Source organism: Treponema sp. OMZ 798 (genome assembly GCF_024181385.1).
Classification (GTDB): domain Bacteria; phylum Spirochaetota; class Spirochaetia; order Treponematales; family Treponemataceae; genus Treponema_B.
In genome coordinates this window covers 1,641,676-1,664,014 of sequence record NZ_CP051305.1, presented here as the reverse complement: position 1 = coordinate 1,664,014, position 22,339 = coordinate 1,641,676, and the positions used below count along the sequence as shown (strand labels likewise).

19 protein-coding genes and 2 pseudogenes are annotated in these 22,339 nt (G+C 38.1%); 12 read left to right on the top strand and 9 right to left on the bottom strand.

What is annotated here, in order from left to right; translation table 11 throughout:
• Window positions 1-11: 11 nt before the first annotated feature.
• Complete coding sequence (gene truA / locus E4O07_RS07855) at window positions 12-818, bottom strand: tRNA pseudouridine(38-40) synthase TruA (RefSeq protein ID WP_253684905.1); 807 nt, start codon at window positions 816-818, stop codon at window positions 12-14.
• Window positions 818-1,693, bottom strand: a complete 876-nt coding sequence (locus tag E4O07_RS07850) for a DUF2225 domain-containing protein (RefSeq protein ID WP_253684904.1) — start codon at window positions 1,691-1,693, stop codon at window positions 818-820. The genes truA and E4O07_RS07850 overlap by 1 nt, the downstream gene beginning before the upstream one ends.
• A gap of 260 nt (window positions 1,694-1,953) precedes the next feature.
• Here E4O07_RS07850 and E4O07_RS07845 point away from each other — a divergent pair, with 260 nt between their 5' ends.
• The 6 genes and pseudogenes from E4O07_RS07845 to E4O07_RS07820 all read left to right on the top strand — a co-directional run bounded on the left by E4O07_RS07845 (window position 1,954) and on the right by E4O07_RS07820 (window position 8,433).
• On the top strand, window positions 1,954-2,967 hold the full coding sequence (locus tag E4O07_RS07845; RefSeq protein ID WP_253684903.1) for a nucleoside-triphosphatase: 1,014 nt from the start codon (window positions 1,954-1,956) through the stop codon (window positions 2,965-2,967).
• Window positions 2,897-3,490, top strand: coding sequence for an RdgB/HAM1 family non-canonical purine NTP pyrophosphatase (gene rdgB, locus E4O07_RS07840; RefSeq protein WP_253684902.1), 594 nt, complete (start codon window positions 2,897-2,899; stop codon window positions 3,488-3,490). Before E4O07_RS07845 ends, rdgB begins: the two co-directional genes overlap by 71 nt.
• Window positions 3,491-3,549: 59 nt before the next feature.
• Complete coding sequence (locus E4O07_RS07835; RefSeq protein ID WP_253684901.1) at window positions 3,550-5,340, top strand: ABC transporter ATP-binding protein; 1,791 nt, start codon at window positions 3,550-3,552, stop codon at window positions 5,338-5,340.
• Between the two features lie 40 nt (window positions 5,341-5,380).
• Entirely contained in the window at window positions 5,381-6,313 is a 933-nt protein-coding gene (locus E4O07_RS07830) for an alpha/beta hydrolase (protein WP_253684900.1), read from the top strand.
• Window positions 6,314-6,322: 9 nt separating this feature from the next.
• Window positions 6,323-7,585, top strand: a complete 1,263-nt coding sequence (locus E4O07_RS07825) for a peptidase U32 family protein (RefSeq protein WP_253684899.1) — start codon at window positions 6,323-6,325, stop codon at window positions 7,583-7,585.
• A 95-nt stretch (window positions 7,586-7,680) separates the two neighbouring features.
• Window positions 7,681-8,433, top strand: a pseudogene (locus tag E4O07_RS07820) (transposase).
• A gap of 176 nt (window positions 8,434-8,609) precedes the next feature.
• Here the strand turns inward: E4O07_RS07820 and E4O07_RS07815 are convergent.
• Window positions 8,610-9,916 (bottom strand): annotated as a pseudogene (locus E4O07_RS07815) (transposase).
• Window positions 9,917-10,048: 132 nt separating this feature from the next.
• Here E4O07_RS07815 and E4O07_RS07810 point away from each other — a divergent pair.
• Window positions 10,049-10,267 carry an SEL1-like repeat protein gene (locus E4O07_RS07810; RefSeq protein ID WP_253684898.1) on the top strand — a complete coding sequence of 73 codons (219 nt, stop codon included), beginning with the start codon at window positions 10,049-10,051 and terminating at the stop codon, window positions 10,265-10,267.
• 224 nt (window positions 10,268-10,491) lie between these two features.
• Here E4O07_RS07810 and E4O07_RS07805 read toward each other — a convergent pair whose 3' ends face one another.
• On the bottom strand, window positions 10,492-11,871 hold the full coding sequence (locus E4O07_RS07805) for a tyrosine phenol-lyase (RefSeq protein WP_253684897.1): 1,380 nt from the start codon (window positions 11,869-11,871) through the stop codon (window positions 10,492-10,494).
• A gap of 115 nt (window positions 11,872-11,986) precedes the next feature.
• Here E4O07_RS07805 and E4O07_RS07800 point away from each other — a divergent pair, with 115 nt between their 5' ends.
• Window positions 11,987-12,607, top strand: a complete 621-nt coding sequence (locus tag E4O07_RS07800) for a hypothetical protein (RefSeq protein ID WP_253684896.1) — start codon at window positions 11,987-11,989, stop codon at window positions 12,605-12,607.
• Window positions 12,588-13,409, top strand: a complete 822-nt coding sequence (locus tag E4O07_RS07795) for a hypothetical protein (protein WP_253684895.1) — start codon at window positions 12,588-12,590, stop codon at window positions 13,407-13,409. The genes E4O07_RS07800 and E4O07_RS07795 overlap by 20 nt, the downstream gene beginning before the upstream one ends.
• 14 nt (window positions 13,410-13,423) lie before the next feature.
• Here the strand turns inward: E4O07_RS07795 and E4O07_RS07790 are convergent, their stop codons facing one another.
• The 5 genes from E4O07_RS07790 to E4O07_RS07770 all read right to left on the bottom strand — a co-directional run bounded on the left by E4O07_RS07790 (window position 13,424) and on the right by E4O07_RS07770 (window position 18,167).
• Window positions 13,424-13,966: an ATP-binding protein gene (locus tag E4O07_RS07790; RefSeq protein WP_253684894.1), complete on the bottom strand. Its 543-nt coding sequence runs from the start codon at window positions 13,964-13,966 to the stop codon at window positions 13,424-13,426.
• Between the two features lie 16 nt (window positions 13,967-13,982).
• Window positions 13,983-14,321 (bottom strand): anti-sigma factor antagonist, encoded by a 339-nt coding sequence (locus E4O07_RS07785; RefSeq protein ID WP_010696721.1) that lies wholly within the window; start codon window positions 14,319-14,321, stop codon window positions 13,983-13,985.
• 25 nt (window positions 14,322-14,346) lie between these two features.
• On the bottom strand, window positions 14,347-16,032 hold the full coding sequence (locus E4O07_RS07780; RefSeq protein ID WP_253684893.1) for a PP2C family protein-serine/threonine phosphatase: 1,686 nt from the start codon (window positions 16,030-16,032) through the stop codon (window positions 14,347-14,349).
• A gap of 73 nt (window positions 16,033-16,105) precedes the next feature.
• Window positions 16,106-16,783 carry a metallophosphoesterase gene (locus tag E4O07_RS07775; RefSeq protein ID WP_253684892.1) on the bottom strand — a complete coding sequence of 226 codons (678 nt, stop codon included), beginning with the start codon at window positions 16,781-16,783 and terminating at the stop codon, window positions 16,106-16,108.
• A gap of 10 nt (window positions 16,784-16,793) precedes the next feature.
• Window positions 16,794-18,167, bottom strand: coding sequence for a tetratricopeptide repeat protein (locus tag E4O07_RS07770; RefSeq protein ID WP_253684891.1), 1,374 nt, complete (start codon window positions 18,165-18,167; stop codon window positions 16,794-16,796).
• 37 nt (window positions 18,168-18,204) lie between these two features.
• On the opposite strand from E4O07_RS07770, the gene E4O07_RS07765 reads away from it, so the two are divergent.
• The 3 genes from E4O07_RS07765 to E4O07_RS07755 all read left to right on the top strand — a co-directional run bounded on the left by E4O07_RS07765 (window position 18,205) and on the right by E4O07_RS07755 (window position 22,338).
• A complete protein-coding gene (locus tag E4O07_RS07765; protein WP_253684890.1) occupies window positions 18,205-18,945 on the top strand; it encodes a tetratricopeptide repeat protein in 741 nt (246 codons plus the stop codon).
• Window positions 18,938-21,085: a tetratricopeptide repeat protein gene (locus E4O07_RS07760; RefSeq protein WP_253684889.1), complete on the top strand. Its 2,148-nt coding sequence runs from the start codon at window positions 18,938-18,940 to the stop codon at window positions 21,083-21,085. The genes E4O07_RS07765 and E4O07_RS07760 overlap by 8 nt, the downstream gene beginning before the upstream one ends.
• A gap of 83 nt (window positions 21,086-21,168) precedes the next feature.
• On the top strand, window positions 21,169-22,338 hold the full coding sequence (locus E4O07_RS07755) for a DUF8084 family protein (protein WP_253684888.1): 1,170 nt from the start codon (window positions 21,169-21,171) through the stop codon (window positions 22,336-22,338).
• The last annotated feature ends 1 nt before the right edge of the window (window position 22,339 follow it).

The following is a 22,339-nucleotide window of genomic DNA, read 5'->3' as shown; positions in this document are numbered from 1 at the left end:
TTTATTTTCTATTAAAAAGTATCCGGCTGGGTTTTAAGCAGGTCTTTGGGATATTCTATAGACCATAAAAAAAGGCCTTGGGGCGGAGCAGTGGGGCCTGCCTTTTCCCTCATCTTTGATTCTAGGATTTCCTTAAAATCTTTTTTTGAAGCTCCGATTTCGTCTAAATGCAAAAGAGTTCCCACTATCGACCGGACCATCTTCCATAAGAAGGCGTTTGCGCAAATTTCAAAAATAAGATAATCGTTTTCGATAAAAAAAACTGCCTTTTTGATATAGCGTGATTTGCTTATACTTTGATCCCCTGCCGCAGAAAAGGCTGTACAATCCAATTCTCCCGAAAGACAGGAGGCCATTTCATTTAAGACGGCTATATCGGGATACCGCCTTATGTGCCAGGTATATGGCTGTTCATGAGCAAAGATTGTCTTCCCGCATTTGATCTTATAGCGGTAAGTTCTTGAAAGAGCATTAAAGCGAGCATGTAAAAGGGTGGAAACTTCGGCTGCATCCATAACCCTTATATCCTTAGGTAAGATTGAGTTGAGGGCCGGTAAAAAATTTGAGGCCCTCATGCTTTTTATATCGCTAAAAAAGTTTACGGCTTGGCGGGCTGCATGAACTCCCGAATCCGTACGGCCTGAGCCGTTTGTTTCGATTGGATGCTTGTGTATTTTGGCTAAGGCTTTTTCCAATTCTCCTTGAACCGTTCTAAAGGTTTCGTTTCCTTCCTTGGTTTGCTTTTGCCAGCCGCAAAAATTTGTGCCGTCATAGGAGAGGGTAAGGAGAATATTTTTTTGGTTTTGGGTGCTCTCCATTAATCGTCGACATCCTTTAATTCTACTTTTAGAATATCATAGAGACTTCTTGCCGCTTCCAAGATTGGGCCCGGCTTGGCCTTACTGGATCTGCCTAGACCGAACATTTTTGCAAGGGCAAATTTGTGATAGTCCAAGCGTTTTAGGCGCATTTCCATATCTATTTTTTGGCCGTACTTGTATTCGAGAAGGGCGGAAAGATAAATGATTCCGTCATATCCGTAGTTTTTATCTACATCGGGGCCGAAAGATTTTAAGCCGGCAATGATTTCTTCTCCGGTCGATTCCAATTCAAGGGCTCTGCGATAAAGGAAGGTTGCTTTTTGGTAAAAAAGATCCGAAACATATTTATAATTTTCTTCAGGATATTTTTTACCCAGTTCGTCAAAGAGCCATGCCGCCCTTATTGAACATATAGCCTGCTTTATTGTGGGCGAAAATTTTTCTTCAAAAAGTTCGTAACACAAAATAGCGAGGTAGTAGGAAGCCGCCCCTTCATTTAGGCCGCGTGATTTTGTAAAGTCTATATTGTGAAAAAGGCCTTTTATTGCATCATACCTTAGTTCGGTGTTTTCAAAAAGCTTTTCGATAACCGGACGGGAAGGAATTGAAAAATCCTGAGGAAATGCTGTATAAAGACATTTGTGACAAACGGTCAAATTGTACACTGTAGGAAATATTTCTCCGTATTTTGCCGAGGGTTCATAAAGTCTGCGTAACTCATCGGTCAGATCTCCGGCTATAAGCCTTCCTCCGCCCGAATGCAGCTCTTCTCTCTTAAATTTTGTACTGCATACGGGGCACTGGACCTGTTCCTTTGAATAAAAAGTTATACTTCCTGTTCGAGATTCTTTTTCTACATGTTTTCTTATCATAATTTTGCTCTCCGTCTTTAATTATCGGTATTTTTTGTCCTCTGACGACTAATAAACCTAGTCTTTTTATGGAAAAACTCATTTTTTTATTGATAATTTTTTGAGCCCTTATAAAAAAAATGAAAAACTCATTTTTTGGGGGCGATAAAAATGAAAAAACATCCAAATAATCTTTTTTTTAAAAGTTTTTTCAAACCGCCGCTTTGCACTCTTTTTGCTTCTATAAACATATAATTATTAAAGTTAAAGGAGATAAAAAAGTGAATTTCAGTTTAGAAAAAGGAGAGGAATTTGTCAAGGCCTACAATCTTAATAAAACCAATCCTTCAATGAAACAAAAACTTTTAATGTTTATCTTTGAGATGATTTATGTAAACTTGGAAAGTTTTGGCGTGTGTTTTAAGGATGAAGATTTACGCAGTGATTTTTTACTTAATTTTTATTATAAGCTTCCTAAGATTTTGGAAAATTATAATCCTTCACTGTCAAGTTTTTATACTTATTTAACAAATCATATTCGTTTTTATTATTTGACGTTTAAATGTAAAACCGTAAGACTTGAGATAAACGATACCGTTCTTGCAGATCAAGAAGAAGCAAGATGGGAGTATCTTATGGGCGAGTATGATTTAAATGAAAATTTTAACTTTTATGTTGCTGAGCCGGCTCCTGCATACTGCGATGTAAACCTAAGGGACTTGGGATTGAAAGATGAAAAAAGATCCTCAAAAGAAACTGCTCATATGAGAGAGCTTTATTTTAGTATGCCGTGTAAACATAGAAAAATCTTTTTACTTGCTTGCAGGGCTTGTTTTTTTCTTGATGATGATTTGATCGATAAAATAGCTGCCGAAATTAAAATGGATTCATGGCTTCTATGTTCTATTCTTCATGATCTAAAGTCTGCTTGCTTTAGGAGATATGAAAAAATAAATTATTGTGTCGGCAATAGAAACAGGTATTATGTAAAGGCTCAGCTTTTTAAATATCTTTTACTCCATACTTATAATACAAAAACTCAGCTTAAAAAGATTTGTTTTTCACTACAACATAACCGGCATTTATGGGACAAAACAAAAAGATTAAATAGAAGACAGATAAAGGCTCCAAGCAGCACCGATATAGGAAAATATATAAATCTATATAAGGGTACGATCGATAAAAATATTGCCAAGAGTCTAAAAATGTGGTATACTCCGGAGCATGAAAATATATCTGGCATCGGGAAATGTAAACAAGCAAAGGGAAGTACAAGAGCTTCTTCCGTCTCATAAGATTGTTTTGCCTAAAGACGAGGGCATAGACTTTGATCCTGAAGAAACGGGAAGCAGCTTTTTTGAAAATGCTATGATAAAAGCTAAGGCCCTTTACGATATTGTGAGGGCTCCGGTTCTTGCAGATGACTCCGGTCTTTGTGTCGATTTTTTAAACGGTGCTCCCGGAATTCATTCGGCCCGCTATGGTGCTGTCAATGGAGAGCATGTTTCCGCCGAGGCCGGTATCATCAAGGTTCTTGCAGAATTAAAAGGGGTAAAAGAACGCAGTGCCCGATTTGCCTGCTGTATGATTTTTCTTTTAAATGAAAACCGTTTTTATTCGGTGCAGGAAACTTGCGAGGGAACTATAACCGAAAAAGCTGCCGGGGCGGGAGGTTTCGGCTACGATCCTATCTTCTTTGTAGAGGATTTCGGAAAAACCTTTGCAGAACTTAAACCGGAAGAAAAAAATTCGGTCTCCCACAGGGGCAGGGCTCTTAGAGCTATAACAAAACTGATAGAAGGTCTTTATAGTTTGTAAGAGGTGAATCTAAAATCGCCTATTTACTTTTTTTTATTTATCGTATATTATTGTGAACTATGCACAAAAAAAGCACCTTTTTAAAATTTGCGGACTATTACAAGCCTTATAAATTCTTATTTTTCTTTGATCTGTTTTGCGCTCTTTTAGTTTCTGCGGTAGATTTGGTATTCCCTCAGGTGATAAGGTACTTAACAAGGATAATTCCAAAAATAAGAAGCGGAGAAGTCCTGCTTTTTTCAGATAAGACTATTTTTAGTTTTGATGTAGAGGCTTCGGCCATTATATACCTTGGGATTATAATTGCCGTAATTCTTTTGGGCCTTTATATAATAAGGTATTTTGCCCAATATTTTATAACCTCATGGGGGCACATAATGGGAGCCCGCATGGAAAGGGATATGCGGAATGACCTCTTTAATCATATGCAGCGTCTTTCCTTTTCATATTACGATAAGAACAAAACGGGAGATATGATTTCCCGAATTGTTTCAGACCTTTTCGATATTTCGGAATTGGCCCACCATGGCCCCGAAAACCTTTTTATTTCTTTTCTTAAGATAATAGGTTCTTTTTCGCTTCTTTGTTTTATCAACGTAAGGCTGACCCTTATTTTAGCTTCGGTTACCTCCCTTATGTTCATCTTCACTTTTTTCCAAAACAAAAAGATGCGTAAAATTTTTATGCTCAACCGCAAAACAATAGCCGGAATAAATTCGCAGGTGCAGGACACTCTTTCGGGGATAAGGGTTGTGCAGTCCTTTGCAAACGAAGAGTTGGAAAGCAAAAAATTCTATACTGCAAACGAGGCCTTTGTCCACTCCAAATATATAAACTACAGACAGATGGGAGAATTTTTTGCCGTAAACGGTCTCTTGCAGGGCTTATTCTTTATTGTAACGGTTTTAGCCGGAAGTTTTTTTGTTGCAAAAAATGAACTGACCATTCCCGACTTGACCATCTATGTCTTGTATATAAATATCTATATAGCCCCGATAAATCTACTTATCAATTTTACTGAGATGTTCCAAAAGGGAGCTGCCGGTTTTAAGCGCTTTTTACAGATTGTAGAAACGGCACCGGAAATCACCGAAAAGGAAGATGCCGTCGAGCTAAAAGATGTAAGAGGAAATATCAAATACGAAAATGTAGATTTCAGCTACAATGAGACTACAGCAATCTTAAAAAATATTTCCATAGATATTCCTGCAGGCAAGACCCTTGCTCTGGTCGGCCCATCGGGCGGAGGAAAGACGACGATATGCTCCCTTCTTCCGCGCTTTTATGATGTGATAAACGGAAAGATAAGCATAGACGGAAAGGACATAAGGGATTTAAAACTAAAGTCCTTGCGTGAAAATATCGGAATTGTACAGCAGGATGTTTATCTTTTCGGCGGAACCATAAAAGAGAACATAGCCTACGGTAAGCCCGATGCTTCCGATGAAGAAATTATTGATGCCGCTAAAAATGCTCACATTCACGATTTTATTATGAGTTTGGAGGACGGTTATAATTCTTATGTGGGGGAGAGGGGTGTGAGACTTTCAGGCGGGCAAAAGCAGAGAATCTCGATTGCCAGAGTCTTTTTAAAAAATCCTCCGATTTTGATATTGGACGAGGCAACTTCGGCCCTCGATACCGAAAACGAAATTTTAATTCAAAAAGCTATTGAAGAACTTTCGGAGGAGAGAACGACAATAGTTATAGCTCACCGTCTTTCTACAATAAGAAATGCCGATACGATTTTGGTAGTTACCGATGAAGGAATAATGGAAAGAGGCACTCACGAGGAGCTTTTAAGTTTAAACGGTATCTATGCAAATTTACGCAAGCTCGATGAGTTTTAACCGATACCCTAAAACCAATTAATTAAATGGAGACATTTAAGTGCAAAACGAATTGAAGGATTTACGCGAGTTAAAAAAGAAATTTAAAAAGGCCGTTCTTTCTCGAAAACATACCATAGACGAGTTGCGGCTTGCCTATGACGATATTCTTTATTCTCCACATGTACCGAATAATGTAGACTTATCCGAAATCGAATTGCGCGGTGTTGATACCGATGTATTAAAGCCTGAGATGGCGGTTTCAGGCAGGGTAATCCTATATGCTCATGGAGGCTCTTTTATAAGCGGCACAAAAAAAGCTTACCGCTCCTTTTGTGCAGGCCTTGCTCATGAGGCTTCTGCCGACCTCTATTTACCCGACTACAAGCTTGCCCCCGAATATCCCTTTCCTGCCGCCCTTGAAGATGTTTATAAGGTTTATGCAAAACTTGTAGAAACTCATACTGCAGATCCCGGCAATCTTATTTTGGCAGGAGACGGAGCCGGAGGCGGTTTAATTCTTTCGCTGATTCATTATTTAAAAAATAAACATCTTCCTCTTCCTGCATTAATTGTCTTATTTTCTCCATGGGCCGATTTAACCTGTTCAAGTGAAGGACTGAATGCTAACCGAAAGAAAGACTTTGTTTTTTCTCAAGGGACTCTTGCGGGCGCTGCCCAATTATACACCGAAGAAAAAAATCTTAGCAATGAACTTGTTTCTCCCATTTTTGGAAGTTTTGAAAACTTTCCTCCCGTTTTTATTCAATGCGGAAGTAATGAGATTCTTTTGGATGATTCGATCCGTCTTTGCGAAAAAATCGAAAAGGCCGGAGGAAGGGCCGAGCTCGATAAAATGAAAGACATGCCTCACCTGTTTCAAGCCGTTCCCGACTATTTTGCCGATGCTCACCTCAAAGTTGAAGCTATAGGAAAAAAAATAAATTCGTTTTTTGAGAGCGGCTCTTTGATAGAAAATCAAGCGAATTTATAGGGGAATAAAATGGAACTTCTTGCGCCCTCGGGCAATTTTGAAAAATTGGATTATGCATGGGAGTACGGAGCCGATGCAGCTTATATAGGATTAAAGAATTTTTCGCTTAGGGCTAAGGCCGATAATTTTTCGGGAGAAGAATATAAAAATATTTCTCTTTTAAAAGAAGCCTACAAAAAGCGCGGCTTAACAAAAAAACTCTATTGCGCAATAAATATAAGCTTTCACAATGAGGACTTAAAAAACTTTTTAAAAGAAGTTCAATATTTTAAGCAATATCCCTTCGATGCCTTTATCGTCCAAGACTTGGGAGCTGCCCGAATTTTAAAAGAAAACTTTCCGGACATTCCGCTTCATTTAAGCACTCAGGCAAACTGCATAAACTATGAGGCCGTGAAGGTTTACAGGGACTTGGGCTTTTCCCGCGTGGTATTGGGAAGGGAAGCAAGCCTTGAGGAGGTGCGCGAGATAAAACAAAGGGTTCCCGAAATGGAGCTTGAATGTTTTGTGCACGGGGCCATGTGTATTTCTTATTCGGGGCGCTGCCTTATAAGCGCCTACCTTACCGACCGAAGCGCAAATGCCGGGGCTTGCACCCATTCTTGCCGCTGGAACTACAAGATGTATTCCGAAAGACCTAAGGAAGAATTCTTTGTCGAAGAGTCCGAGCGGAAGGGAGAACTTTTCCCCGTAGAAGAGGGCGAAAATTATACGGCTCTTTTTTCTTCAAAGGATCTTTGCATGATAGACTACCTCGACGAGATGAAAGAAGCTGGAGTAGATTCACTAAAAATAGAGGGCCGTATGAAAAGCATTTACTATACTGCCTTGACCACAAGAGCCTACCGCAAAAAAATAGATTTTTTAAACGGAAAGATAAGCGCCGATGAAGCCTCTCCCTTTGTTGAAGAATTGTATAACACTGCCCATAGGGAATTTACCACCGGCTTTTATTTTTCGAGTGCGGAAGCAAACAAAACCACAGCAGGCGAGTCAAAGTCCCCCTACATGCTGGCAGGCAAAATCGGCAAAAAATTGTCAGAAAACGAATACGAGTTTATTTCGATGAACAAGATAGATGCCGGTATTCCTCTCGAATATGTCGGCCCCGATATTTGTTCTATTGTAGATACGGGCTATACCCTTCTAAAACCAGACACAAAGGAAAAAATGGACTGGGTCTGCCACGGCCACCCCTGTATCATCAAAACCGATAAGCCCATCGCCGAAAAGTTTTTGGTAAGGTGCAGGGAAAACTTAGTTACAAATTAACCCGCCTCGCTTAATTGAAAAAATGCCTAACCTATGCTATAGGGCACCTCTAAAAACCCCCTTTAAAAAAGATTAAAAAGATGATAAAATGAGGTATGAAACAAAAAGGATTATTTGATGAAGAAGATCGTTTAAGAGTATTAAGCAAGTTAGGAGATAGTCTTGAAAAATTAAACGAAAAAATAAATTGGGAAATATTCAAACCCCTATTAAAAAAAGCATTAACCAAAGAGTCAAAAGGTTTAGGCGGAAGACCTGCATACGATTATGTAATGATGTTTAAAATAATAATCTTACAAAAATTATACAACATAAGTGATGATCAAACGGAATATCAAATAAACGATCGGCTATCCTTTATGAGATTTTTAGGATTGGAATTAAAAGATAAAGTACCCGATTCAAAAACAATATGGCTTTTTAAAGAAAAACTCATTGAAGCGAGAGTATCAAAAAAGTTATTTGAAAAGTTTGGAAAAGAATTAGCTAGAAATAACTTAATAGGAAAAGAGGGAACGATAATAGATGCGACAATAGTAGAAGCTCCGATACAGCATAACAGCAAAGATGAAAATGAACAAATCAAAAACGGAAAAATTCCTGAACAATGGCAAGAAAAATAAATTTGTGAAAGAGGAGCAAGAGGAAAACCTCTTACTAAAAAACAAAAAATCGGTAACAGAAAAAAATCAAAAATACGGGCGAGAGTAGAACATGTATTTGGCTTTATGACAAACTCAATGAAAGGTATATATGTAAGAACGATAGGATTAGCTCGTGCAACATTTTCGATAATAATGATGAACTTAACATACAACTTATGCCGATATTGCTATCTAAAGAAATAAAATGAGGGAGCATATAGGTAATAAAATGAAAAGTAAGGGAACTAAGATAAAGAATCCAAGTTTTACACTAGACAATTTATAAAAAAGCTACTAAAATAATAAATAGGTACACTAAAAATAGTTTTTTAGGTGCCGGCCTTGTCCAAAAAACTGTGTAAATGCTTTCTTTTAATTTATCAAAAAGGAACCCTTTTGTCAAATAGTATAGCAAATTGATTAACGGCAAGAGGCCAATTCCTTATAAGTCTCGTCCACCTTTTACTCGCATTCCGTATCGCAAGATACATCACTTTATATATCGAATCATCGTCCGGAAAGCTTGATTTATTGCGAGTGATTTTTCTTAAGCTGAAGTTTAACGATTCAATCGCATTCGTCGTGTAAATAGCTTTTCGGATTTCTTGGAGGATAATTAAAAAACTCACTTAGCTCATTCCAATTCCTCTGCCAAGCTGCTTTAATCATTGGATACTTGTCATCCCATTTCTTTCCAAAATCTTCAAGAGCTTCAGCGCCGCTTTTTTCATTTATAGCTGAATATACTTCTTTCAAGTCTTTGCATACAGCTTTAAGGTCTTTGTAAGAAACAAATTTGGTAGAGCTTCTAACCATATGAACTATGCAATGCTGTATATGAGTATCCGGAAATACTGCTTTTACCGCTTCAGGAAATCCGGTAAGCCCATCCATGCAGGCTATAAGAATATCTTCAGTCCCTCGGTTCTTTATCTCACTAAGAACTCCCATAAGGCTTTCAGCCTTGTACTGTAAGGAAGTGATTGTACATGTCCGCTTTTCGCAGACTGCGTCTCCAAAATTTTGCTCCCTCAGTATTAGATAGCCAAAGCCCTAATACTTCTTTTTTGCCTTCCCAATTGATTGCCAGAGCTACATATAAGGCTTTATTGACGTTTTTTCCGTCTTGACGGCAATTAACACGTAAAGCATCTAGAAATAAAATAGGGTATGATTTATCTAGCGGACGGTTTTGCCATTCTCTGACATCCATCATTACTGATTCCGTTACATGCGAAATAAGCTCCGCTGAAACATTTACACCATACACTTCCTGTAAGTGCCGCTGAATGTCACGGCAACTCATACCGTATGAATACATCGAAATGATCTGATCGTTGAATAAGGGACTGCGTTTCTCATGTTTTGGTATAATAACAGGCTCAAATGTACTGTTTCTGTCTCGCGGTACATGTATATTGGTAGTACTGTTATCATCCAAAATTACAGTCTTCTCACTATAGCCGTTACGGCTGTTACCCGAATTATCCCCTGCATTATCGTGCTTAAGATAACCAAGATGTTCATCCATTTCTGCCTGCAATACCCGCTCATAGAATCTACTAGTAAGCTGTCTCAAGATTCCATCACATCCGTTAAGTTCTTCTTTTGTCATTCCATGAAAATCGAGTTGGTCAAGCATCAAATCGATTACATCTTTTTCTTTGTTCTTTCTTTTGGCTGTCATAATATTTCTCCTAATATATCATTTTTCAGCCATTTACACAATTTATTTTACAGGGTCCGTAAAGCTGCCGATAAAGATTATGCTTTAGGTATAACTAATGTTGGTCTATATTATGCACATGGACTTGGCGGTTTGAAAAAGGATGAAAAAACTGCTCTTGAATGGTTAAAAAGAGCCGTAGATAAAAACCACAATCAAGCAATGTATGCATTGGCTCAATATTATGAGTATGGTTTTGGAGGTCTGCGTGTTGATTATAAACAAGCTAAATACTGGTATCAAAAAGCCCTTGATAATGGTTATACCGATGCCAAAAAAGATTTGAAAGCTCTCGAAAGAAAAGGTTATTGATTAAGGTAATTTTTATAGTTATTGAAAATAATTCCCCCTTTGCGTAGCTCAAGCCTCGGCTTGAGCGGCTTTGCGCTCCTTGCGGTTCCTTTCACAAGTCTTTACATTATTTATTAGACTTAAAATGAAAAAACTAGGCTGTTACGGCCTTTCTTCTTAGAAAGGCAAAATGAACAGCCTAGTTTTGCTATAGGAAAACTTATGATTAGTTTACCCTTTAGAGTTTAGATGTGTTCAAATCTTGCTGTAAAGAAGCGGAGCTGTTTGGGTTCGTAGACGAACTTTAAGCCCTTGATGACTTCTTTGTGATTGTAAAGTTTGATAACCGCATCTGCTACAATGTCCATGTGTTTATAGGTGTAAACACGGCGGGGAATTGTCAAGCGGACTGTTTCAAGTTTGGGTACGTGGTTTTCCCTTGTTTTGGGATCGCGTCCTGCTGAAACGATACCTCGCTCCATACTGCGCACGCCTGATTCTATATAAAGCTCTGCGGCCAAGGCTTGGGCCGGGAACTCGGTTTGCTTGAGGTGAGGACAGAAGCGTCTTGCATCGAGGAAGACGGCGTGTCCTCCTACGGGTTCGATGATGGGTACTCCTGCTTCCAAGAGCTTGTCGCCTAAATAGCGAACCTGCTTGATTCGGTGTTCGATGTATTCAAATTGCAAGGCTTCTTTTAGACCGATGGCCATAGCTTCCATATCTCGGCCTGCCATACCGCCGTAAGAGGGCATACCTTCAAATACGACAACGAATTCTTTTGCAGCCTGGAAAAGCTCTTCGTCATTCATGCAGAGGAAGCCTCCGATGTTTACGATACAGTCTTTTTTACCGCTCATGGTGCATCCGTCGGCATAGCTGAACATTTCTCTTACGATTTCTTTGATGGTTTTATTTTCGTAACCTGCTTCCTGCTCTTTAATAAAGTATGCGTTTTCTACACAGCGGGTTGCGTCATAAAAGACCTTGATGCCGTGTTTTTTTGTAAGCTCGCGTACAGCCTTCATATTTTTCATGGAAACGGGCTGACCGCCTGCGAGGTTTACCGTAACAGCCAAACATACATAGGCAATGTTTTCGGCTCCCTTTTCGTTTATAAGTTTTTCAAGCTTATTGAGGTCGATATCGCCTTTGAAGGGAACTCTTTTTCCTGCATCATGGGCATCATCGTTTATGATGTCTACGAAGATACCGCCGTTTGCTTCTTGATGGTATCTGGTAGTAGTAAAGTACATATTTCCGGGTACATATTGACCGGGTTTAATTGCTATTCTTGAAAGAAGGTTTTCGGCACCACGCCCTTGATGGGTCGGTACAAGATGCTTAAAACCGAAAATATCTTGAACGGTTTCTTCCAAGTGATGAAAGTTGCGGCTTCCGGCATAGGCTTCATCGCCTATCATCATACCGCCCCATTGCTTGTCGCTCATGGCATTTGTTCCCGAGTCGGTAAGAAGGTCAATGTAAACATCTTCCGAGTTAATAAGGAAGGTATTGTAACCTGCTTCCTTGGCAACCTTTGCCCTTTGCTCTTTATCGATCATCTTAACAGTTTCTACAACCTTAATTCTATAAGGTTCCGCAGGATAGTTTTTAATATCCATAAAAGTCCTCCATCTGTTAGTTATACAGAAAATGATATGCGGGAAAATTCCCCAAGTACTATAACATAAAGATAAGGTATTGTCTAGTTAGTATAAGATGTGATATAAATATTATATGAAGTTAAAAAAATATCGGATTATCTTAAGTTTTGTATTGCTTTTTAGCCTTTATAACGGAATGACAGCGGAAGAAAACTCCTTTCCAACAATATTGGAAGAAGCAAAAAAATACTTTTCAGATATAGACTGGACAATATCCGAAACAATCTCAGCTTCTCCTATGGCAGAGCCCTTTACCTTAGAAGAGATAAGGACGGAGAATTTGCTCTCCTATGGGGATACCGATTTGCAGGAAAGCTTGTTTCCTTCTTTGGACGGGCTGGGGGTATTGGACTATACCGGTATTGAAAAATCCGTATTGAATTTTTTGAATAATTTAAGTTTACAATTTAAAGAAAACAAGGTGGATATAAACCTTTGTTCAAAAGAAAAACCTTTTCTGCCGTATCTTATAAATTACAGATTGGATTCCTTTAAACCCATAGTTTCTGTTTTTTACGGAAGGCCCGAAAATAAACCTGATCAAAGGGTAAAGACCCTGTTTAAATGCAATATCAGGGAAGAAGATAAAATATCTTATATTATTATTGAAGTCTGCCTTGTTTTTACCGAGGAAAAATGGTACTTGGACTCTTTCGATATTATTGGAGATAAAAATGAACAAAGCGCTCAATAGAATCGAATATGAATATATTGCCGATACCTTTGTCAGAGAAAAGCCTCCTTTAAGCCTCTTATGTAAAAATAATTTTGTAAAAATAGACTCTTTTTCTTATAAGCTTATAGATGATTATATTTTCTTTAAAGCGGAAGGGGTTGAAGTAAACGATGATATAAAAGTTTTTTTTAATCATAAAAAACGCCCTCTTTATTTTTTTAGCCGAGTAGAAAAAAAAGAGGGGATTACTGTTTTTAAGCTCTCCGATAAATTTTATAAACATGACGATGAGCTTAAAAACTGTCAAATTTCATTGCGGAATTCCGGAGGCTTTAAACTAAAAGCAGGTATTTCAAACGATTTCCCTCTTAGCTTTCCTTTTCCTCCTATTGTAGACGATGAAGACAGTGAAGTCTTTTTTGGCTTTTGCTCCAAGGTTTCTGCCTTAATGAAGATAAGTTCGGATAAGATCCCTGACGCTTTTTTTTACCGCCTTTACGATATAGCAATAAAGCACAAGGCTCCGGATTTCAGCCCCTGCCTCTTATATATTGATGCAGAATTTATACTTATTTTTTGTATTGAGGAAAAGGCTAAAGAAATTTCGGCTCAAATTTCAGCTCAAATGGAAATAGCCTTCGGCAGCCGAAAGGTTAAATGTTTGTCGATATTTTCTTTCTTTCTTCCAAATCTGAATTTCAACTCTACAGGGGAAAGCTGCGGAGCTCTTTGCCTTACAATTAAAAATATCCAAGAAGAAGACAAACGCTTTTTACATGAAAAAGCTCATACGAGTAAGTACGGATATCCAAACAAATAAGTCTTAATCTAAACCTATATCGAAATACCGTGTTTTTTTTGCGGATATTTTTTTAACATCGCGACACCGTTTTTTTTCTTGTTGAAAATAAAACCTCCATCCCAGTACTCAAGGGCTGCGAAGAGGGCATTTCCTCCATCATATTCGTCGCTTCTGTCTGTTCTAAAGGAAACATAGGCCCCAAGGTTTGCAAAGTCCTGCTTATGCAGACACTCCAAGCGTTTTCTATTGAATTCGTTCCACTTGTCTATTTCTTTGAAGCCGTCTCCTTCATCCTCAACTATTAAATGTGCATGGGTAGAGCTGAATTCGTACCATACCTTGACTTTTTTTGACGGATTACATCTGTTTCCGTGTTTTACTGCATTTTTAATAATCTCGCTGATTTGCTGTTCCAAGAGGTTGATTCCCTTTATTTCTAAGGGGGCTGATTGTACTATCAAAAGTGTAAAATATCTGATTTGCCTGAAATCAGAAGGAAATTCTTTATATAACATCCCTGTTTTATCGAATAAGGGACTTTTTTCATCAACTTTCAGTTCTTTTATAGCTGTCATATTCTTCTCCTCCGCTTTAGCTTTCCATTTTTTGTAATGCTTCTTCCAAGCTGTTTGTTATGGGAAAGTAGCCCATCAGCTTTGTCAGTTCGATAACTTTTTTCACTGAGCCGTGAATATTTGTTATAAACAGCCGTAGATTCATCTTTTTTACGGTAGAGCAGATATAAATCAATGCTCCTATCCCTGAAGAGTCAATATAGTCCACGTCTTCAAGATTTATAATCATACATTTTATTTGACGCTCTATCATCTTCATAACAAGTTCTTTTAGTCTGTATGAATTGTATAGGTCCATTTCACCGCTTACGTCAATAATGTAAACCTCTTTGTTTTTTCGGATTTTTAGTTCCATAACAATCTCCTTAACAACCTCTCTATTACCTAGCCTTAATAATCAGCAAAGTGCGATCATCATGAGTCTGGGTCTTTCCTATAAACGAAATCATATCGTTTTTTATTTTATTTACTATATCCTTTGAATGTTCGGAATGATTATCGGCCATTAGTTTTGCAAGTCTGGTAGTTCCATACTGCTCTCCTGCGGCATTAAGCGTTTCGATAATACCATCCGTATAAAGCGCTGCTACATCACCTTTTTTCAAAGGAACCTTTATACTTTTATATGTTGAACGGACATCTATACCTATGGGATCCGTTTTTTGCTGGAATAATTCAATCTTATTTTTTTCTTTGTTCCATATCATCATAGCCTGATGACCCGCCCCTATGAATTCTATTGTATTTGTTTGCTGTTCATAGGATAAAAGAGAAATACTTGCAAAGTGGTCTATATCTATCTTACCGGTAATACCCTTGTTGAGCCAGTCTAAAATAGCCTCCGTGTTTTGATCCGTGTTTGTTATGAGGTAGAGGATGGCCCTGATCATAATCATAATAATTGCAGATTGAATGCTTTTACCTGCAACATCTGCAAGGACAATAAAGACCCTTTTTTGTTGAACTATTACGTCATAATAGTCACTGCAAATACCTCTCTCCTGTAAAAAATATTCTCCAATTTCGAGGCCGGGAACTTTTTTTAAGTTTTTAGGTAAAAGAATCTTTTGAATTTTGGCCACCGTATCGGTTATATTTTCAATTTCGGCATGTTCAGAGGCCTCGGATATACTTAAAGTAAGGTTGATCATTTCCGCCGCAAAACCGGATAGGTATTCGCCTATCCTTACTTCATTTTCCGAAAAGGGAACCTTATCCGGACAGCGGGATACCGCCGCTACACCCACCACAACGGTGTTTACCATTAGGGGGAAGAATATTAAACTGCCGTGCTGTAAAAATTTTTCGTTTCCATTGTCGGGAAGCAAGGGGGTATCTTTCCAATCTTTAATTAGGAGAGTTTTGCCTCCGGAGGCAACTTCCGTAAATATCGATTCACCCATTTCAAAGCGCGCATATTTAAAATTAGAAAACACGTGATCTTCTTTACGTGCAAGGTCATCAGGTAACTTATACGGAGGAGGAAAGGTTCCTACCAAGGCCTTTACAGCCAAGACTTCTTCAAAGCTTTGTACCGCAAGGACTACAGCCCCATCGGCTGATAATTCCGTTAAAAAAGATTCTGCAATGTATGGAAACATTTCCGATGAGATATCTTTTTTTCCTGAGATTAATCCGTTTGTCTTTTGGATCAGGAGACGGGCTGTGTTTACAAGTTTACGTGCCCGTAAAGACTCTTCAGATGGGAGGTTTTGTAATTCTTTAATATACTCTGCATTTGCCTTGTCTTTTTTCATTTTTTCGATTTGGTCCTGCAGGTACATCCTTTCAGATAAGGTTATATAGACGGTAAAAACAATAAGAACAACCGACAAGCCTATATTTAAAATCATATAGCTTTTAAAAAATACCGAGGCTGCAGCACTTATGCTTATAATAAATGCAGAGGCCAAGGTAGAATATGTTGACAAAACAAAAGGCCTCGATACCTCTTTAGCCTTTTTTTTGTTTATAGCCATAATTCTTATGAGAAATAACAGTAATAAAATATTCAAGACCGAAAGAGTAATCAATGCATAAACGTCAAGAGAATCAATTTCTTTCATTGTAGTAATTCTATCATCTATAGGAAATATCGTCAAGATTTATTTTGAAAATAATGGTAACAATTTGTAAATTTTAGGGTACCTCCAAAATATGTCTGCTGTATGCGTTAATTATCTCCGTTCCTCTATGCTTTGTGCTGCGGCATTGTTGAGGGTCATATATGTGGACTTGCCCGTGTATAAGATACTTCGGTTTAAAAAAACTTATAAATTTGGTAAAACACTCAAAAGCTTCTTGTTTGTTTTCTTCATTTTCACTTTCAATCAACGGGGGACTGTGGGTTACTAAGATATCCAAATAACGCCCGTATCTTAGCTTATTTAAAAATAGTGCCGGAATCATTTTTGAAAGTTTACGCCTCATTTGTGTTTCAGTAAATTGATTTTTACCGTCATTGTGTTTTTTAGCTCCCGAAACTCCGGCGATTATCATGTTTTCATGTTTAAAGCTTTTAAATCCTATATATGTTCCCTGATTGCTTTTTTTTGTGTTTCCCTTTTTAAATATATTTACCTCTCCGTCCTTTGTCTTTTCAGCCATTTCGGGATGATAGTGAGTAAGAGCTTTTAAGTGATGGCTTCCGAAAACAAAATAAAGAGGTTTATTTAAGGAGTTTTGTACAAAGTCAAGGTAGTCTATGGGCAGATCTCCAGCCGATATTATGAAGTCCACATCCCCGTATTTTTCTTTTATGTCTTTGCTGTAAATCACAGGATCTATCTGATCCGAAATACATAGAATTTTTTTCATTATCCGTTTCCTAAAATGTAAATTTTACTTTTTCTACTATTCTTTCAAGTTTTTGTCTATCAATAAGGTTAAAAGGCCTGTTTTCTGCAAACTTTATAGCATCAGGCGAAAAATTGCCCGATGTTATGATATGAGAGGTAACCACGGCTTGTTTTTTCATCTCTTCATGCACGGATCGTAAAAAAGATTCCGTTATCGTGTGTCCGTCCCTCGAGAAGATCAAAAGTTGGGGCTTTTTTCTTGTGTTAAGCCATTGCTCCGAGCCCTTTTCGACTGCAAGGATTGTACAGCCTATCTTTGTTTCTTTTAAGGCTTGAACGGGATAATCAAAGTGCTGTTCGGTAATATCCCGGCACATTTGGAAAAATTCTTCCTTGATGAGGGTTAAATATTCTTTCATGTGGTCGTTGGTGCGAAGGTCCGAATATTCTTCAAGTTTTTGAGCCGTGTTCCTGAATTTAGGATTGACTGCACTTATAGCTTCCCATTGCTCTATTGCCTGATCTATGTCTCTTTGTTTTTCGCAGCATTCCGCTAAAAGATATCTCGAATAAAGAACTTCCGGAGCCGATGGCTGCTTTGAAGATTTTATCGCCCTTGTGAATTCGAATTCGGCCTTTTCAAGGCTGTTCGTTTCCATATAGCAGCATCCTCTTTCAAAAAAGCATTTTGTTCTTATCTCCTGCTTTCTTGCAGCTTTTTCAAGGGCTGAAAGAGCTTGAGCATAGTTTTTTTTGCTTTTTAAGATTCTTCCGTGATAATAAAGGGTTTCACTATTATCGGGCGCTAGTTTTAAAGCCGTGGCAATGGCCTTTTCAGCCTCAGGTATTTGATTCGCCTTAAAAAGCAAGAGGCCTAATGAAGCATAGGCTTCTGCAAAGCGGGAATCAACCTCTATAGCTTTTTGAAAATAGGCTATTGCCTGATCCGACATATTTTTATTTTCATAGATTTGTCCGGCCTGGAAATAAGGCTTGGGATTTTTAGGATCTTTTTTATTTAAAAGCATAAATTCCTTTAAAGCCTCATCCGGCTGCTGGAATTTTAAATATAAATCTGCTATAATGGTTCTGAATTCTATTTCGGTTGCAGGATTATTAAATACCGCCGTCTTGTTTAGAGTTTTAAACTCGATAAAGGCAAGGTCAACTTTTTTGTCTGCAAGATAGGCTTTGCCCAAAAGGTATCGGGCCTCCGAATCTCTGGGATTTTTTGAGAGTATTGATTTTGCATCCTTGATTGCGGCTCCGTATTTTCCGGATTTTAAGTTTTTTTCGATTCTTGCCCTTTTTTTGGGAAAAAGAACCGATTTTAACAAAAAAATAATGAGAAAGATGAGGCTCGCACTTATCGCTGCAATCAAAATAATCGTTAATGAAGACATACCTATATGGTATAGTTTTTGGGAGGGAATGTCAAATATGAAAACGCATTTTTATCGATTAAAATTCAAAAAAAGCATTCTTTTTGCTGTTTTTTTATCTTTTTTTTCGTTGCTTTTTGCCGTAGATTATTTTGAAGAAGGTAAAAAACTTTTGTACGCAGATAAGCCTCGAGAAGCCGTTTCGGCTCTTTTTAAGGTGATTCAAGAGCCCGGAACTCCTAAGTCGGTTTACCTTTATCTTGGCGTTGCCTATTTTAGGATAGGGAATTACAGTGATGCCTTAACCTATCTTTCTCAAGGTAAGGATAAGGATCTTCTTAACGGCCATTTGTATTATTACAATATAGGCAATGTTTATTTTTTACAAAATCAATTTGAGGCTTCTGAATTGGCGTACAATGAGGCTATTTCTTCAAACGGCCTCTATGCTCCGGCTTTTTTGAACAGGGCCAATACACGTATCAAGCTGGATAAGCCTGAGGGTGCTTTACAAGATTATAAAATTTATTTAAACTTAAAGCCTGATACTCTGCAAAGATCTTCAATCGAAAAAATGATATCTCTTTTGGAAGGCCTTGCCGAAGAAGCTGAAAGAGCGAGAGCCTTGGCTGAAGCAAAAAAGGCTGCGGAAGAGGCTGAGCGTTTGGCAGCTGAGGAGAGGTATAAAAAACTTATGGAAGATGTAAACGCCAACCTTTCATCGGTTGACAATGCGGATGCCGTATCGGCAGGAGCTGACGATACAATAGATTATTCGGAGGAAAACGAACTTGACTGATTTTCAAAAATTTTTAATAGGCATTTTAACGGGTATTTTTATAGCCGTATTAGTTGTTGTAGGTATCTTATTTTTTACAAAGAGCAAGACCTCCGATTCTGCTGCTGCCGATATGCAGACCCTCGCTAAAATTGAGGCTGAGAAAGAAGAGCTTGCCCGCCTTCAAGAACAAACAGCAAAAATTGAAGCTGAACTTGAAAAAGCAAAAAAAGAGAGTGAAAAAGAACTTGCTCTTTTAGAAGCGGAAAATCTCAGACTGGCTGAAGAAATAAATAAAAATCTTGCCGCTTCCTCCGAAAAAGAGAAAAAGGCTGCCGAAGAAGAAAAGAAACGAAAGGCCGCAGAGGCTTTAAAACGGGCTGAAGAGGCAAAAAAACGGCAGGAAGAATTGATTAAGCAGCAAAAGGCCTTAAAAGAAGCTGAAGAAAAGAAAAAAGCATCGATAGATGAAGCCAATAAGATTGCTGCTGCTAAGGCTGAAGCAGAGCGGAAAGCTAAGGCAGAACAAGAAAAAAAAGCCAAGGAAGAAGCCGAAAAAAAGGCTAGGGCAGCTGCAGAACAAAAAGCAAAAGATGAGGCTGCAAAAAAGGCGGCTGATGCAGAAAAAAAGAGACTTGAAGAAGAAAGAAGAAAAAAGGCCGATTTAGAGGTTCAAAAAGCCTCAGAAGCCGAGAGACTTGCAAAGCAAAATGCTGATGCAAAAACCAAGGCTCAGATGGACGAAGTGTCCCGGCTGGTGTCTGAGGGAATGAATTTTTTAAAAAACGGAAATCTTAATTCGGCCCTTAGTATCTTTTCCAAAGCTTCGGCCAAGATGCCCGATTCTGAAGTTTCGTTTACCGCAAAAAAATATTTGGATATGGCTTCTGCCCTAAATGACTATGCTGCAGAACGTGAAGGAACCGGAGATGCCGAAAGAGCTCTTTCGGATGCCGACACATACATAAAAAAATCCGTAAGTGCCGACTGGCAAAATGCAAGGGCGCATTATGTTTATTCTCAAATTGCAGATGCTCAAAAACAGCCTCAGGTTGCCTTTGTAGAGTTGGAAAAGGCTCAAAAATTAGATCCGGATAATTATTTATACAATTATGAACTTGGTAAAAAATATTATGCAAGAGGTCATTATCAAAAGGCAAAGTCCTCTTTTGAAAGAAGCGTAAAGTCCAATCCAAAATTCGATAATGCTTTTTTTAATTTGGGAATGGCATCGAGAAAATTAGGTTTGGATAATGAAGCTTTTTCCGCTTTTTCTTCAGCTGTAAGGTTAAGGCCTGATTATGTAAAGGCCTTTTTGGAAATGGCCCGTATACGCAAGGCTCAAAGAAAATTTGATCAGGCTGTACAAAACTATAAAAACGCTCTTTCTTATGAGCCTACCAATCTTCCGGCCTTACGGGAAATGGCTCAAGTATATGCGGATTTGGGACAAAATAACTTGGCAGAGCGTCACTTTAAGGAGGCTATTACTCTGGGTGAAGATGATGCCATAACCTATTATAACTTGGCAACGGTACAGGTTGATTTGGGAAAACACGGCGAAGCCCTGTCTAATGCCGAAAAAGCTTATAAACTCAAGCCTGCAGATGCAAGAGTCCTATATACATACGGTTTAACTCTGGAAAAAAACGGAAGAAAGTCTGAGGCTTACGATTATTACACGCAGGCTGTTTCTGCAAATAAAAACTATGCTAAGCCCAGAATAAACTTAGGGCGCATGTATTTGGATGAGGAAAAATTCGGAGAAGCTGAAGAAAATCTTTTGGCTGCCTATAGGCTTGAACAAAATAATTTTGAAGTAAACACTAATTTAGGCAAGTTATACGGCTTAAAAGGTGACTACAATAGGTCGGTTACTCATTACTCCAATGCCGTAAAGACCCAGCCTCTTAATATTACGGCAAAGCAGAATTTGGCTGCCGCCTATATTTCTGCCGATCTAAAAGAAAATGCCGTAAGCGTTTATGAGCAGATTATAAAGGTTGATACTAAAAACTGGGATGCTTATTATGAACTGGGCAAACTTTACATAAGCTTGGATAAAAAGGCTGATGCAAAGCTTATTTTGGAAGGCGTATTGAATAAAAATCCGAATTATTCAAAAGCATCGGAAATCCGATCGATACTTTCATCCCTTTAATTAACCTATAGAATTTTTCGTAAAATTATGCTAAAATGAAAAATGTAGTTAATTGTATGTTAGTATAGGGGAGAGGAGATTTTATGGCTGCAAGTGAAAAGAAAAGAATTTTGGATCTTCCGCTAAAGCTTATTTTGACTCAGGAAGGTTCTACGTTCTTTATAAAAAGAAATAAAAAACTCCTTAAATTTAAACTTGCCGGAAATATCGAAGAATACGGCATTTCTCTAGAAAAATTTATGCCTGAAACTATTCAGCGCTTGCTTTTGGTGGATTATATCTCAAAGATTGAAATCTCAAAACCCGAATTCGTTTCTTCACGGCAGGAGGTTATGGACCTTTCAAAGCTTATAGTATATTCGGTTTTATATAAGCAATATGACGATTATATTTTTAAACAAATCTTAAACTCTCCCGTTATAAAAAAATGGAACAGGCAAAATCCTGCAAGTATAATTGACGAGAAAACCCGCATAAACGAAAAATTTTTGGCTAATGTATTGCAGCAAAACGAAAAAGTAATTTATGAAGCAAAACAGGAAATAGTAAAGCCTCTTTTTTCTTTTATAACAAAGAACAATGCCCTGTCGCCCGAAGAAAAAAATATTCAGCTCTTTTTGGCTGAAAAATTTCTAAATATGATGCGCCCGTTTACTTGGTTTATCATAACTAAATTTAGGATGCACAAGGACTTTGATCTGATTCTAAAAACAATACGGACTTCCCTTACAGAATACATGGACAAAACGAAGATAGCCGAGTACATAGCTTTAATGCTTATGGAATTGATCTTGAGTGCAGAAAACATGAATTTGCGGAAAGAAGCTGTAAGCTTGTTTCCTGAACTGGATGACCCCCAAGAGGCTCTCTTTGATCCCGAAATACGCCGCCGGCTTGTTGCCGAGCTTGAAAAAAAACAAGAACTGGTATTTGTTTCATGGAAGTTGGGAAGCGGAGGCACTGCCTCGATAGGTACACAGGGCAAGCTTCAGGTTACCCTTTACAGTAAAAATGAACAATCGGATGCCGTCAGGGCAAACCTAAATGACTTAAAGATGGCAGACGTCGACAAAAATTCTTTAATAGACTTTTATCGTGCTCTTCCTGAAGGTTCCGAAGATTTAAATTTGGGAATGTATTATATTTCTTACTTAAATGATGCTTGCGAAAAGGTAAATGTCCGTTTTGAATCGAGTGCAAACCGCTTTGAAGATACGGATCTGACAGTGATGAACATGTCCTTTATGTTTTAGC

Excerpts from the sequence above, each read along its gene's own strand:
- truA (WP_253684905.1), bottom strand. The coding sequence starts at position 818 with ATGGAGAGCACCCAAAACCAAAAAAATATTCTCCTTACCCTCTCCTAT.
- E4O07_RS07795 (WP_253684895.1), top strand. The coding sequence starts at position 12,588 with ATGAACAAAGCGCTCAATAGAATCGAATATGAATATATTGCCGATACC.
- E4O07_RS07825 (WP_253684899.1), top strand. The coding sequence starts at position 6,323 with ATGGAACTTCTTGCGCCCTCGGGCAATTTTGAAAAATTGGATTATGCA.
- E4O07_RS07755 (WP_253684888.1), top strand. The coding sequence starts at position 21,169 with ATGGCTGCAAGTGAAAAGAAAAGAATTTTGGATCTTCCGCTAAAGCTT.
- E4O07_RS07785 (WP_010696721.1), bottom strand. The coding sequence starts at position 14,321 with ATGGAACTAAAAATCCGAAAAAACAAAGAGGTTTACATTATTGACGTA.
- E4O07_RS07805 (WP_253684897.1), bottom strand. The coding sequence starts at position 11,871 with ATGGATATTAAAAACTATCCTGCGGAACCTTATAGAATTAAGGTTGTA.
- E4O07_RS07780 (WP_253684893.1), bottom strand. The coding sequence starts at position 16,032 with ATGAAAGAAATTGATTCTCTTGACGTTTATGCATTGATTACTCTTTCG.
- E4O07_RS07770 (WP_253684891.1), bottom strand. The coding sequence starts at position 18,167 with ATGTCTTCATTAACGATTATTTTGATTGCAGCGATAAGTGCGAGCCTC.
- E4O07_RS07800 (WP_253684896.1), top strand. The coding sequence starts at position 11,987 with ATGAAGTTAAAAAAATATCGGATTATCTTAAGTTTTGTATTGCTTTTT.
- E4O07_RS07775 (WP_253684892.1), bottom strand. The coding sequence starts at position 16,783 with ATGAAAAAAATTCTATGTATTTCGGATCAGATAGATCCTGTGATTTAC.
- E4O07_RS07790 (WP_253684894.1), bottom strand. The coding sequence starts at position 13,966 with ATGACAGCTATAAAAGAACTGAAAGTTGATGAAAAAAGTCCCTTATTC.
- E4O07_RS07850 (WP_253684904.1), bottom strand. The coding sequence starts at position 1,693 with ATGATAAGAAAACATGTAGAAAAAGAATCTCGAACAGGAAGTATAACT.
- rdgB (WP_253684902.1), top strand. The coding sequence starts at position 2,897 with ATGAAAATATATCTGGCATCGGGAAATGTAAACAAGCAAAGGGAAGTA.
- E4O07_RS07835 (WP_253684901.1), top strand. The coding sequence starts at position 3,550 with ATGCACAAAAAAAGCACCTTTTTAAAATTTGCGGACTATTACAAGCCT.
- E4O07_RS07765 (WP_253684890.1), top strand. The coding sequence starts at position 18,205 with ATGAAAACGCATTTTTATCGATTAAAATTCAAAAAAAGCATTCTTTTT.